The organism is Flavobacterium sp. MDT1-60 (genome assembly GCF_014844035.1).
Lineage (GTDB): Bacteria > Bacteroidota > Bacteroidia > Flavobacteriales > Flavobacteriaceae > Flavobacterium.
In genome coordinates this window covers 429,028-443,731 of record NZ_CP062159.1, presented here as the reverse complement: position 1 = coordinate 443,731, position 14,704 = coordinate 429,028, and the positions used below count along the sequence as shown (strand labels likewise).

Here is a 14,704-nt window from a genome sequence, read left to right as displayed (position 1 = left end):
TAAATATTCTAAAAATTAAACCTAAATACCAATCACAAAATGAGAAATTACTTTTTGAAAACAATGAAACATATTTTGCTTTTTTTTACATTATTTTTAGTATGTTCATGTGGTTTAACGTCTATTCCTTCTGAATATACTTTTATTAAAAACGGTTTTGAAAAAGTTGAATTGGATAAACTGGGAAATGGTAAGGTGTTAATATACAATGGAGCCGATATTTTGCATAAAGTCGATAACACTTCAAGATTAAATATTTGGATTGACGATAAACCATTAGGCCAATTACGAGCAAGTGAGTATATTATTATTGATCTTAAAAAAGGAAATTATAACTTCAAAGTCCTGCATCTTGATATTGTTAATATAAGAAGCATAGATAAAATAGAGATTGATGATAGAACAAAAGTTATTAAAATCAAACCTACTATAACTTCCAATAAATTGACTATTACAAATGAATTACCTACGAATTTTGATAAATTCACGTATACTGAGAAAAAGTAGTCTTACTTCGAATTTTCTTCTTTGTATAGAATAATTTGTTTTATCTACAAATGTATAATTGTAAAAAGATTGGTTGACTCTAGTTTTACTTTTAAGTATAATGAAAATTTATGAATTTCAATTCAGATCCCGTAAACACACTCGAAAATTTATTATCAAAAAACCATACCAAAAGTTTATCAATATATTTAATAATTGTTTTAGCGGTATTAATTTTCTTAGGATTATTACCAATAATTAAAGTGAATATTAGCAGTCAAAGTCGTGGTATTTTAAGAAGTAAAACTGATAACGTTCCTATAACTACAATTGTAAATGGGTGAATTACATGGCTGTCTTTCAAAAATAATACAATTGTTCAAAAAGGAGATACACTTATAAAAATCTCAAAAGAAAATTTAGAAACTGATAAAAAAACGCAAGACACTTTATATCGAAATATTTCAGCATTACAAAACGATATTTCTAATCTGATACAAAATAAAACTGCCCATTTATTAACATCTACAGCAAAGGAAGATTTTTCTAATTTTCAGATTGGTAAAATTGAATTTCAAAGTAAACTATCACAAGCTCAAATTAACTATGATCGAAACAGAATATTATATGATAAGGATATCATTGCAAAAGCAGAGTTTGAAAAATACGAATATGAATTACGTTTAGCGTCACAGGCCTTACAAAGTTATACGAGCCAAAAAAAATCAACTTGGGAAAATCAAAAAAGAGATTTAGAAGATAGGTTAAAGAATCTTAACGGAGCTGTTGCCAAAATAAATATTGAATCTAACAATTATGCTGTTTTAGCTCCTATTTCTGGAACAATAGAAAATTTCTCTGGAGTTCAATGTGGTTCTTTTATAAATGCGTCACAATCAATTGCTACAATTTCTTCGGCCGACCAGCTTATCGTCGAAAGTAATGTCTCTCCCAATGATATTGGCCTTATTAAAGAAGGTCAAAAAGTAAAATTTCAGTTTGACGCTTTCAATTATAATCAATGGGGTCTTTTACAAGGGAAAGTAATAGATATCGATCAAAATATAACAATACAAGGCGAGCAGGCTTTTTTTAAAATCCGTTGTGCTTTAGATTCAAAGACGTTAAAATTAAAATCCGGATATAAAGCCAATGTTTCGAAAGGAATGACATTAACTACCAGATATATAATAACCCGAAGAAGTTTATTCGATTTATTATTTGATAAAACAGACGATTGGTTAAACCCAAAACAAATATCAAATAAATAAAAATGGCTTCAATAAAAATAAAACAACATGATATTAAAGATTGTGGTGCTGCTTGTCTGGCTTCTATCGGAAATCATTACAAGGTTAATCTTCCTATAGCAAGAATCCGTCAATATGCCAATACAGACAAACGAGGTACAAATGTATTAGGAATTATTGAAGCGGCTGAAAAAATGGGTTTTGCTGCAAAAGGCGTAAAAGGAGGTTTAGATTCATTAGATAAAATCCCGCTTCCAGCCATTGCACATATCATTACAAAAGAACAATTGCATCATTATGTTGTAATTTATAAAGTGCAGAAATCTAAAGTCATAGTTATGAATCCTGGGTTTGGCAAGATGGAATCTTATACTTTTGAAGATTTTCAAAAAATATGGTCAAGTGTATTGATTCTTTTTGCGCCAAAAAATGATTTTAAAACAACTAATGAAAAAACGTCGTCTGTAAAACGTTTTTGGAATTTAATCCAACCACATAAAACTGTCTTAATTCAGGTTTTGATTGGTGCGATAGTATTTACTGTTTTGGGTTTGGCAATGTCAATTTATATTCAAAAAATAACAGATTATGTTTTGGTGGATGGCAATAGAAATTTACTTAATTTATTAAGTATTTCTATGATTGCTATTATCTTATTGCAAGCTTATATTGGTGCTAAAAAAAACATTTTTGTAATGAAAACGGGGCAGTTAATTGATGCCAAATTAATTCTTGGTTATTACAAACATCTGCTCCATTTGCCACAGCGTTTTTTTGATACTATGCAAATAGGAGAAATTACATCCCGAATAAATGACGCAGTAAAAATACGTTCTTTTATCAATGAAGCAGCAATTGATATGATTGTAAATGTTTTTGTAGTGATTTTTTCATTCACGTTGATGTTTACTTACTATTGGAAATTAGCTCTGATAATTTTACTTGTGATTCCATTTTATATCGCAATTTATTTTATTTTAAATAAATTCAATAAAAAGGTGGAGAGAAGAATTATGGAAAATGCTGCCGAACTGCAAACGCAATTAGTAGAGAGTGTTACACATATTAGAACAGTAAAAGAATTTGGCATTGAAGACTTTTCAAATATGAAAACCGAAAACAAGTTTGTAAAATTATTATTTACAAGTTATAAATCGGGTCTAAATAGTGTTTTCGCAAATACTTCCTCGCAATTTCTATCGTCTGTATTTACAATTACTTTAATCTGGATTGGATCTGGATATGTAATTGACAGAGCTATTACTCCCGGAGAATTATTCTCTTTTTACGCTTTAATAGGTTATTTTACTTCGCCAGTTGCTTCGTTCATTGGAATGAATAAAACGGCTCAAAACGCATTAATTGCTGCGGATAGACTTTTTGAAATAATGGACTTGGAAAGAGAAAAAACCGAAAACAAAATTGAATTGCAAAAAGAAAATATTGGAGATATAAAATTTGAAAATGTTTCTTTTCGTTATGGTTCTCGAGCCGAAGTTTTTAAAAATTTCAATGCAACATTCAGGAAAAATGAAATAACGGCTATCGTTGGGGAAAGTGGCAGCGGAAAAACAACTTTAATTTCACTTCTTCAAAATTTGTATCCAATTAAAGAAGGCAAAATACACATTGGAGATTATGATACTCAATTTATTCATTATAAAAGTTTAAGACAATACATTGGAGTGATTCCGCAGCAGCTTAATTTATTCTCAGGAAATATAACAGACAATATTGCTCTAGGAGATTCATTTCCCAATATTCAAAGAATTTTAGATCTATCCAAACAATTAGGAATTACTGAATTTGTAGAAAAGCTGCCAAATGGTTTTGAAACACAAATAGGTGAAAATGGCGCAATGTTATCTGGCGGACAAAAACAGCGCATTGCAATTGCCAGAGCATTATACAAAAACCCTGAAATTTTATTAATGGATGAAGCAACATCATCATTGGATACTAGTTCAGAAAAAATTGTAAAAGAAGTTATAGATAATTTTAAAGAGGGAGGGAAAACTATAATTGTTATTGCACATCGTTTAAGTACAATTGCAAATGCGGATACAATATTAGTAATGAAAAATGGAACTATTGTTGAATCTGGAAATCACATCACTTTATTAGAACAGAAATCAGAATATTATAATCTTTGGAGTAAACAGAATTTACTTTAAATGTTTGTTAATTAATAAACATTTAGATTTCTCCTTTTAAGAAGAAGCTTTAACTTTACTTTTTTAAGCACTATCTACTCAATTGGTAGTGTAAAATCATTAAAAGTTACATTATATGGCCTCATTATTATTTTCTCCACTCACCATAAAAAAAATTACTTTAAAAAACAGAATCGTTATTTCGCCTATGTGTCAATATTCTGCAGTTGACGGATTTGCAAACGATTGGCATTTGGTACATTTAGGAAGCCGTGCCAGCGGGGGCGTTGGACTGATTATTCAGGAAGCCACAGCCGTTTCACCCGAAGCCCGAATTTCACCTTCCGATTTAGGAATCTGGAAAGATGAACACATTGAAAAATTAAAATCGATCAACCAGTTTATCGTTTCTCAAAATTCAATTCCCGGAATTCAGTTAGCGCATGCCGGTCGAAAAGCCAGTGTTTCTGCTCCTTGGGAAGGCAATAAAAAATTAGATTTCGATCAGGGCGGATGGCAGACGGTTTCTTCAAGCGCGATTCCATATCATGATGGTGAACCTTTTCTTCCAACAGCTTTAGATAGAGACGGAATCCAAAAAGTGATTTCTGATTTTAAATCAGCAACCAAAAGAGCCGTTGAAGCGGGTTATAAGGTTGTAGAGATTCATGGTGCACATGGCTATTTGTTGCATCAATTTCTTTCTCCGTTAACGAATAACAGAACAGATGCATACGGAGGAAGCTTTGAAAACAGAATTCGATTGACTTTGGAAATTTTAGAAGCAGTTCAATCAGAATGGCCTTCAGACTTACCATTGTTTGTCCGAATTTCAGCTACAGACTGGGCAGAAGGCGGATGGAGTCCGGAAGAATCTGTGAAACTTTCGGAAATCTTAAAAGAAAAAGGAGTAGATTTAATTGATGTTTCATCAGGTGGTTTAGTTTCACATCAGCAAATTCCATTGCACCCAAATTATCAGGTTCCGTTTGCAGAGAAAATCAAAAAAGAAGCAAATATTTTAACGGGAGCAGTTGGTTTAATAACGCATGCTATACAAGCCGAAGAAATTTTAAATAACGATCAGGCCGATTTGGTTTTATTCGCCAGAGAATCTTTAAGAAATCCTAACTTACCTTTAGATTTTGCCAAAGATCTAAACGAAGACATTCAATGGCCAAAACAATACGAACGAGCTAAGATTAAATAATTTATTTGCCACAGATTTCACAGATTAAAATGATTTTTTTGCCACTAATTTCACGAATTTACACTAATTATATTGTGCCCAAACTAAGAAAAAAAAATTCGTCTAAATTCGTGCAATTAGTGGCAACCTTTTTTAATCCCTTTAATCTGTGAAATCTGTGGCAAAAACTAAATACCATACAAAATGCAAAAAATAAAAACAGCACTATTATCATACGGAATGTCAGGGAAAGTTTTTCACGCTCCATTTTTAGACATTCATCCGGGATTTGAATTATTAGGTTCCTGGGAACGAACCAAAAATCTTATTCAGGAAGATTATCCTTATGTAAAAAGTTATCCAACAATCGATGATTTATTAGCAGATGATGTCGATTTGGTAATAGTAAACACACCAGTTGGAACCCATTATGAATATGCTAAAAAAGTACTTTTAGCCGGAAAACATGCGGTTGTCGAAAAAGCATTTACAACAACGGTGGCTGAAGCCGAAGAATTAGCTTCAATTGCCAAAGAAAAAGGATTAAAATTGGCCGTTTTCCAAAACAGAAGATGGGACAGCGATTTTAAAACCATTCAGAAAATAATTCAGGAGGGTGTCTTGGGAGATTTGGTTGAAGCCGAATTCCATTTTGACAGATACAATCCAGTATTAAGTCCAAAAGCGCATAAAGAAACAGCCAATGACGGAGCAGGAATTCTGAAAGACTTAGGTCCACATTTAATAGATCAGGCAGTTTGTTTGTTTGGTTCTCCAAAGTCAGTTTTTGGAGATATTCGTTATACCAGAGAGAATTCTTTGGTCGATGACTGGATCGATTTATTGTTGATTTATGATAATTTCAGAGTGAGGTTAAAAGCAGGTTTTTTTGTGAGAGAAGCTAATCCTGCATATACAATTCACGGTAAAAAAGGATCTTTCTTAAAACCTCGTGGTGATGTTCAGGAAGATGAATTAAAAATCGGTAAAAAACCAAATTTAGATACGTGGGGAACGGAATCTGAAGCCCTGCAAGGACTTTTACATACAGAAATCAACGGAGAAGAAATCCGAGAAAAAATACCAACACTTCAAGGGAATTACTTTTCGTTTTTTGACGGTGTTTATGATTCCATCGTAAACAATAAAACAGAGCCAGTTACCGCACAAGACGGTGTAAAAGTAATGCAGATTATTGAAGCCGCTATTGCAAGTAATGCACAACAGAAGGTAATTAATTTGTAAATAAAATTAGCCGTGGATTTGACGGATTAAAACAGGTTTAGCACGGATTTTTGTTTGCCACTAATTACACTAATTTTCACTAATTTTTTTTCAGTTTGAGACTAATATAATTCGTGAAAATTAGTGTAATTAGTGGCAACTTTTTTTATTTAAGACTATATATAATCCGCGTCAATCCGTTCTAATCTGTCAAATCTGCGGCCAATCGCAAAGAATTTATAAACATATAACGTTATAAATTGAGGAACTATGGTCTTATTTGATCAACAATGTACATTTTTTGTATTTTTATGCAAGAAATCCAAAAAACCATCATTTTGATCAGCTTCAATCCATTATCACTTTTCCAAACCAAAGGGAAAATCAAGAAAGTCTATAGAGAAGCCAAAGCTTCTTATTTAAACCGAATTCGTTTTGCTGTGGGAATGTTTTATTTCGGAATGGGGTTAAGTTTTGCAACGTGGGCAAGCCGAATTCCGGATATAAAAACAGCATTGCATTTAACCGAAGGCGATTTGGGTTCTATACTTTTTGCTTTGCCAATGGGGCAATTGGTGATTATGCCTTTTTCAGGAAAAATGGTAACCAAATTTGGTAGTCATCGCATTTTAGTTTTCTCCTTAATAATGTATGTTTTGTGTCTCGCCAATTTAGGCCTGGCAACAACAGCCTTTCAGTTATCAGTGGGTTTGTTTTTGTTTGGGCTGTTCGGGAATCTTGCCAATATTGCTGTAAATACACAAGGTGTTTATACTGAAGTACTTTTCAAAAAAACAATCATGTCTTCTTTTCATGGTATGTGGAGTTTCGCCGGATTTACAGGAGCTTTAGTTGGTTTGGGAATGTTAGCTTTAAACCTTACACCACTTCATCATTTCTTAATTGTTGGAGCAGTAGTACTACTTATGGTCGCTTTTAATTTTAAATTTTTGGTCAGAGCCAAAGAAAAAATCAAACATAAAACGTCTGAAGGAAAAAAATTATTTGTAAAACCAGACAGTGCTTTAATCTGGCTTGGCGTAATTGGTTTTTGCAGTATGGCGAGCGAAGGTGTAATGTTTGACTGGAGCGGAGTTTACTTTAAAGATATCGTAAAAGCACCCGGACCATTGGTAATTTTAGGATACACATCCTTTATGATTATGATGGCCAGCGGACGTTTTTTAGGTGACGGTCTGATTAACAAATTTGGACGTGAACGTGTCATGCAAATTAGTGGTGTTATGATTTCTGCCGGACTTTTTACAGCCGTTTTTCTTCCTTATATTATTCCATGTACTATCGCTTTTATGGCTGTTGGTTTAGGCGTTGCAACTATTGTTCCAACGGTTTATAGTATGGCCGGAAAAAATCCAACAGTTCCACCCGGAGAAGCGTTAACGATAGTTTCAAGTGTTAGCTTTCTGGGATTTTTAATGGGACCTCCTGTAATTGGACATATTGCTCAAAATTTTGGACTTCAGTTTTCTTTTGCCTTTATCGGAATTTTTGGTGTTTTGATTGCTTTTATGGTTTCTAAAATTAGAGTTGCCCAATAAAACGCTGTGTACTCTTTTTCAAACACATATTATTTTGTAAGAAATAACTTTCGTATAATTTTTTTGTCTATATTTGAATTTTAAAACTTTTGTCTCGCTGAGTTTTAAATTGACCAAAAACCATTTTATCCTTTGAATCAGAATTGAAATGTTTTGTTAGCCCAAATCATTTTAATTTAAAATTAGTATTCAAAGTAAATTGTGTTTTATGAGAAAAAGTTACCTGCTGTTTTTTATTTTTCTGCCTTTTATTCCAATTTTCGCACAAGAAGAAACGACTTTTTTTGGATTCGTTATTGATGCTAAAACACAAAATCCTATAGAGAATGTTGTTGTCTCTATTCAAAATTCTTCTTTAACACAACTTACAGCATCAGATGGAAGGTTCGAACTGCATTCTCAAATAAAAGGAGAACAACTTTTATTAATTCACAGCCAGGGTTACAAAGATTTGCTTTTGAAACTGGAATCCAATTTGGGATTTAAAGTTAACCTCGGAATACTACAGCTGGAAGATAATTTCTCAGATGAAACGCCAGCTGCTTTAATTACTTTATTGGATAGTGATCTAACAGATGATAATAGTTCATCTGAAATGACTTCAGGGCTTTTGCAGTCTTCAAAAGATGCTTTTATGCAGGCTTCGGCTTTCAATTGGGGTCAGGCCCGATTTAGGGTTCGTGGTCTCGATAGTGAAAACGGAACCATGATGCTCAACGGTATGGTCATGAATAAACTTTATGACGGAAGACCACAATGGAACAATTGGGGAGGTTTGAATAATGTACTTCGCAATCAGGAATTCTCTGTCGGGACGGCACCTTCTAATTATACTTTTGGAGGAATTTTAGGTACTCAGCAAATATTCACCAGAGCATCAATGTATAGAAAAGGAGGGCAGCTTACGTTTTCCGGCAGTAATACTTCATACAATTGGCGAGCAATTGGGACATACGCTTCAGGAATGAATGCTATGGGTTGGGCATATGCAATTTCAGCAGGAAAACGCTGGTCAGATGAAGGTTTTTTTGAAGGAACAAATTTCAAAGCAGAATCTTTTTTTGTCAGTGTAGAAAAGAAATTAAATGCTAAACAATCTTTAAATTTTACAGGTTTTTATACACCAAGTTCTAGAGGGAAAAATTCGGCAAACACAGATGAAGTAACTCAATTAACGAACGAAAAATACAATTCCTATTGGGGTTTTCAGGATGGAGAAAAGCGAAATGCAAGAGTAAAAACGGTTGAAGAGCCACTTTTAATGTTGAATCATTATTTTAAAATTGATGAAAAAACAAATCTCAATTCAAGTATAATGTATCAGTTTGGGAAAGTCGGAAATAGCAATATCGATTATCAAAAAGCAGACAGTCCGGATCCGACTTATTATAGAAAGTTACCGAGTTATTTTAGTTCGCTTTGCGCAAAAGACAAAGGAGAATTTTCAGGTGCTTTTACTCCGGATTATGAAAATGCAGAAAAAAGTAAAACTTCATTTTTAGAGAATTCACAAATAGACTGGACCGACATGTATCTTGCCAATCAAAAACAAATTGCAAATTCAGATCAAACCATTATAAATTATGAACCAGCACAAAGCCATTATGTTTTATATGAAGACAGAACTGATGATATAACTTTTGCAATAAGTTCTAATTTGAATTCACAGTTAACAACTAATATTTCTTTTGATGGCGGTGTGACTTTTCGAAACCTGAAATCACATAATTTTCAATATCTTTTAGATCTACTCGGAGGAGAATATTTCGAAGATATTGATCCGTTTTATAAAGGAAATCAGTCACAATCTGATTTGCAAAACCCAAATCGGAAAGTAAAAGAAGGAGACATTTATGGCTACAATTATAATTTTTTAGCTAACACAACTGATGCTTTTACACAGTTTAAATTCTCTTATAAAAAGACTGATTTCTTTTTGGCTCAATCGTATTCTGTATCAAATTATCAGCGGGAAGGATTGTATCAAAACGGAATTTATCCAACAACTTCTCTCGGCAAAAGCCAAAAAGTAAATTTTGAGAATTTTGGCTTCAAAGGCGGATTTACCTATAAAATTTCCGGAAAACAATCTTTATTTTTTAACGGATCACATTTGACCAGAGCGCCCTCGCTCCGAAATACATTTTCAAACTCACGCTTAAATAATGCAATTGTAAATGGAATTGAAAGTGAAAATATTTCAAGCACCGAAGCCAATTACGTCTATCATTCGCCCAAATTAAAGATGCGTTTAACAGCGTATTATACATTGATTAAAAACGGTACAAAAACTTCTTTTTTTTATGCTGAAGGTATTTTTGATAACGGAGCCGGTTACGATGCCACAGATGCTTTTGTGAGTCAGACCCTGACACATTTAGACAAGAAAAATATTGGGGTAGAATTGAGTTTTGAGCATCAAATTACATCAACATTAAAAGCAACTTTATCCGTTGCTTATGGTAATTATACCTACAATAATAATCCTGATGTTTTGATAACTAACGATGCAAATGCTGTAAAAGCCGATAAACAAACCACTTTTGATTTTGGCAAGGCTTACATTAAAAATTACAAACAAGCCGGAATGCCCCAACAAGCTTTTTCGTTGGGACTCGAATATAGAGATCCAAAATTTTGGTGGATAGGTGCTAATATAAATTATCTCGGAGAAAGTTATATTGATATTTCTCCGATTGCCAGAACCGCACAATTTTATATAAATCCGGCTAATGGTTTTCCTTTTCCGGAAGCGACAAAAGAACGTGGAGATGCATTATTAAAGCAAGAAAAATTTAATCCAATCACATTGCTCAATATTTCAGGAGGAAAATCGTGGCGTGTTCACGGGAAATATGTTGGACTTTTTTCAAGTGTTAATAATGCTATGAACTCCATATATAAAACGGGCGGTTTTGAGCAGGCGAGAAATGCCAACTTTAGAGCCTTAAACCAAGATGTTTCCAGTGGAACACCATCATTTGGACCAAAATATTATTACGGATACGGTCGTACATACTTCGTAAATTTTACGATCGGTTTATAAATCTGAAAATAGAATTGTTATGAAAAAGATATTTTTAAATTCAATTTTTACACTTGCATTATTACTTATTTATGGCTGTAATAATGACGTTGAAACGCCAAAATTAGACTGTACACAACCCGATTTGACAGTCAATAAAACAGTCGAAAAAGTGCATGATCTTGCAGGTACGGTTGCAAAACAATATGTCTATGATGATATTATAGAAGCCTATGTAATATCAAGTGATGAAGACGGGAATTTTTTTAAGACCATTTCGTTTCAGACTTTGGCAAAAGAAAGAATTCCCGCAATCGGTTTTAGTGTTCCCGTAGATGCTTCAAACACTTACATTGATTATCGAGTAGGAAATAAAGTATTTGTAAAACTTAAAAATCAGTTTACAGATTTATTTTATGGCGGGCTGCGAATAGGTAGTCTGAATGTGAGTAATGCCGGAGATCCTACTATTGGCCGAATTTCGCAGAATGATTATAAAAATGTATTGAATGCTTCTTGTACGATTGTTGATGAAAACCTATTAGTTAAGAAGATTTCTATTGAAGAAGCATTAGATGATAGTAAATTAAATACTTTAATAGAACTTACCGATGTAGAATTTACAGAAGGAGCATTGGGTCGTCATTATTTTGAAGAAACGAATAACATAGGAGGTTCAACAAATTGGAATTTGCGGGATAAAACAGGAAATCAGATTATTTTCAGAACAAGTAGTTACGCTAGTTTTTCAGATCATTTAGTGCCCGAAGGAAGCGGAACGGTTCGTGGTATTTTGACAAAATTTGGTTCTGATTATCAAATGGTGATTCGGTCAAAAGAAGATGTTGTAATGAATGGAAAAAGAAATGTTCCATTTTTTGCCGAAGATTTTCAAACGGTGAAGAACAATGTAAATTTTACCTTACCTGGCTGGAGTAATATTGTAGAAAAGGCCACAAAATTGTGGAAAAGTATGGTGTATGGCGGGAATGGTTACGCAGAGTTTAATACCACAAGTACAACAGCTGCTGAAAATATTGCGTGGCTGGTTTCTCCTAAAATTAATATGACAGGTTATAAAAATGCAGTATTGTCTTTTAGAAGTGCACAACATGATTTGAAAATGGATTCTCCATTAAATGCGTTGGAAGTTTATGTTTCTACCAATTTCGATGGCTCGAATGTCACGAAGGCTAAATGGACAAAATTAGAAGCGAAACTTCCTTCTTTGTCAACGCCACCCCGTGCTTTTATGAGTTCCGGAGCAATTGATTTATCTGCTTATTCAGGAAATATTCATATTGCATTTAAATATATTGGATCCGGGAAAGACAAAACCCTAAATGGTGCTTTCATGGTTGATGATATTAAAATCTTTGGTGAAAAGTAGTTTATGTATTTTTAAAATGAATTTAAAGTGTTGATTTTTTGGGTGATAATTTAATAGTGTATTTTTTTTGAGATTTAAACTATTAAAATCTGATGGAATTTTGTATTTTGGTCATCCCAAATTGATACTTAAAATTATGAAAACCTACTTTATCGCCATCCTGATGATGGTACTTCCATGCTTAGTGCATAGCCAGGACGACACTGCTCCTGTTCGTTTAAAGCAAATCAATATTGTAAAAACAAACTATCAGAACTCTACAGATGGTGAGATTATCAATAAAAACTTTGTATTTAAAGAAGGAAAAATACAAACTATTACTACTTCAGACGTTATACAACATTTTTTTTACAATAAAGCCGGATTGCTGGACATGACCGTAAAAGATAAAGTGGGAAGCGACTGGAAAGAAGTAGTGAATTACACTTATGATGCAGACAATAATATTACAAAATTTGTAAAAAAATACCAGGAAGGTCCAGATTATATTACAAAAGTGGTGACTTTTGGGTATGAAGGAGCAAGAATAAAAGTAACTACAAAAAAGAGTACCAATCACCAGAACTTAGTTGATGATATTGAATATATTGTTGAAAATGGTATTATTGTAAGACGTACTTCACGTGATAAAAACAAGCAGATTATTGGTAAAATCGAATATGTTTATACGAATGATAATGTCGTAAAACACAAAGGTTTGGTGGGAGATAAAATCTCTAAAACATACACTTTTGATGATAAAAAATCGGTAGATCAACTTATTGTTCAGAGCTTGTTTGGTGATAATTATAAAGTAATTGTACCAATGATTTCGTATCACGAAGATGAATTTAGTTTTGAAGCAATATCCTATAATAACGAAGTGAATTTTAGTCCATCATCGACGGCTTTGGTTGCTGTAAGCAGAAAGTATAAATACAACAAATTGAATTTCCCAATTTTCTGTACTCAAATTGAAGAGAACGGAATTGTAAAAACGGAAAAAACATTTATATACGAATAAAGACTGTATTTTCAGTTTTCTTTAAACCATTTAGAAATTCATTTTCTAAATGGTTTTGTTTTTTAGAATGGTAAAATTCTTAAATAGAACTTAAAAACAGAATTCTATAAGGGTTAGTGTCCTACAAATCATTAAATTTGCACCTTATTCAAAGCTATGTTAGAAAAAGAAGTTATAAATTTTGAGAGAACAGCCATTGTTGGTATTGTGACTCAAAATCAAAGTGAGGAAAAACTTAACGAATATCTTGACGAATTAGAGTTTTTAACTTATACCGCCGGTGGTGAAGTTATCAAGCGTTTTTCGCAAAAAATGGAACGCCCGAATCCAAAGACTTTTATGGGTACGGGTAAAATTGAAGAAATCAATCTTTTTGTAAGAGAAAACGACATATCAACTTTAATTTTTGATGATGAATTGTCGCCTTCACAACAAAAAAATATCTCTAAAATTATAGATTGTAAAATCTTAGACAGGACCAATTTAATTCTGGATATTTTTGCGCAAAGAGCAGAAAGTTCTTATGCAAGAACACAGGTTGAGTTGGCACAATGTATCTATCTATTGCCAAGGCTTTCTGGTTTATGGACACACCTTGAGCGTCAAAAAGGAGGTATTGGTATGCGTGGACCTGGAGAAACGGAGATCGAAACGGATAGACGTATAGTTCGTGACCGAATTTCGTTACTGAAAGAAAAAATCAAAACGATCGATAAACAAATGGGTGTTCAGCGTAGTAATCGTGGTGCGATGGTGCGTGTAGCTCTTGTTGGTTACACCAACGTTGGAAAATCAACTTTGATGAATGCGGTTGGAAAAAGTGATGTTTTTGTTGAGAATAAATTATTCGCAACCCTGGATACAACGGTTAGAAAAGTGGTGATTAAAAACTTACCATTTTTACTTTCTGACACAGTAGGTTTTATTAGAAAATTACCAACACAATTGGTAGATTCTTTTAAAAGTACATTGGATGAGGTTCGTGAAGCCGATTTATTATTGCATATTGTAGATATTTCGCATCCTGATTTTGAAGATCATATTGCATCTGTAAATCAGACTTTGCAGGATATTAAAGCGCATGAAAAACCAGTTATTATGGTTTTTAATAAAATTGATGCCTATAAACACCTGACGATTGATGAAGATGATTTAATGACCGAGAAAACGCCAAGACATTATACGCTTGACGAATGGAAAGCAACCTGGATGCATCGTTTGGGAGAAGAAAATGCATTGTTTATTTCGGCTACCAATAAAGAAAATTTTGAGGAATTCAGAGAAAGAGTTTACGAAGCAGTTCGCCAGATTCATATTACGAGATTTCCTTATAATAAGTTTTTGTATCCGGATTATAAAGATGCAATCGAAAAAGAAGAAGAATAAGGATTTTATCGCAAAGAGCGCAAAGATTTTAAAGTATAG

General features: G+C 33.1%; 10 protein-coding genes. All 10 read left to right on the top strand.

Features of this window, described 5'->3' with window-relative positions:
• The first annotated feature begins 39 nt into the window (after nucleotides 1-39).
• Complete coding sequence (locus IHE43_RS01780) at nucleotides 40-507, top strand: hypothetical protein (protein WP_192186404.1); 468 nt, start codon at nucleotides 40-42, stop codon at nucleotides 505-507.
• A 323-nt stretch (nucleotides 508-830) separates the two neighbouring features.
• On the top strand, nucleotides 831-1,757 hold the full coding sequence (locus tag IHE43_RS23430) for an HlyD family secretion protein (RefSeq protein WP_370526740.1): 927 nt from the start codon (nucleotides 831-833) through the stop codon (nucleotides 1,755-1,757).
• A gap of 2 nt (nucleotides 1,758-1,759) precedes the next feature.
• On the top strand, nucleotides 1,760-3,910 hold the full coding sequence (locus IHE43_RS01770) for a peptidase domain-containing ABC transporter (RefSeq protein WP_192186403.1): 2,151 nt from the start codon (nucleotides 1,760-1,762) through the stop codon (nucleotides 3,908-3,910).
• Nucleotides 3,911-4,025: 115 nt separating this feature from the next.
• Nucleotides 4,026-5,099: an NADH:flavin oxidoreductase/NADH oxidase gene (locus tag IHE43_RS01765; protein ID WP_192186402.1), complete on the top strand. Its 1,074-nt coding sequence runs from the start codon at nucleotides 4,026-4,028 to the stop codon at nucleotides 5,097-5,099.
• 183 nt (nucleotides 5,100-5,282) lie between these two features.
• Nucleotides 5,283-6,323, top strand: coding sequence for a Gfo/Idh/MocA family oxidoreductase (locus IHE43_RS01760; protein ID WP_192186401.1), 1,041 nt, complete (start codon nucleotides 5,283-5,285; stop codon nucleotides 6,321-6,323).
• Nucleotides 6,324-6,640: 317 nt separating this feature from the next.
• Nucleotides 6,641-7,861, top strand: a complete 1,221-nt coding sequence (locus IHE43_RS01755) for an MFS transporter (RefSeq protein ID WP_225585338.1) — start codon at nucleotides 6,641-6,643, stop codon at nucleotides 7,859-7,861.
• A 208-nt stretch (nucleotides 7,862-8,069) separates the two neighbouring features.
• Nucleotides 8,070-10,907: a TonB-dependent receptor gene (locus IHE43_RS01750; RefSeq protein ID WP_192186399.1), complete on the top strand. Its 2,838-nt coding sequence runs from the start codon at nucleotides 8,070-8,072 to the stop codon at nucleotides 10,905-10,907.
• A 19-nt stretch (nucleotides 10,908-10,926) separates the two neighbouring features.
• Nucleotides 10,927-12,276: a DUF5689 domain-containing protein gene (locus IHE43_RS01745; protein WP_192186398.1), complete on the top strand. Its 1,350-nt coding sequence runs from the start codon at nucleotides 10,927-10,929 to the stop codon at nucleotides 12,274-12,276.
• 136 nt (nucleotides 12,277-12,412) lie between these two features.
• The gene (locus IHE43_RS01740) at nucleotides 12,413-13,279 is read left to right on the top strand and encodes a hypothetical protein (protein WP_192186397.1); all 867 of its coding nucleotides are present in this window, start codon (nucleotides 12,413-12,415) and stop codon (nucleotides 13,277-13,279) included.
• Nucleotides 13,280-13,435: 156 nt separating this feature from the next.
• Entirely contained in the window at nucleotides 13,436-14,665 is a 1,230-nt protein-coding gene (hflX, locus tag IHE43_RS01735; protein ID WP_192186396.1) for a GTPase HflX, read from the top strand.
• The last annotated feature ends 39 nt before the right edge of the window (nucleotides 14,666-14,704 follow it).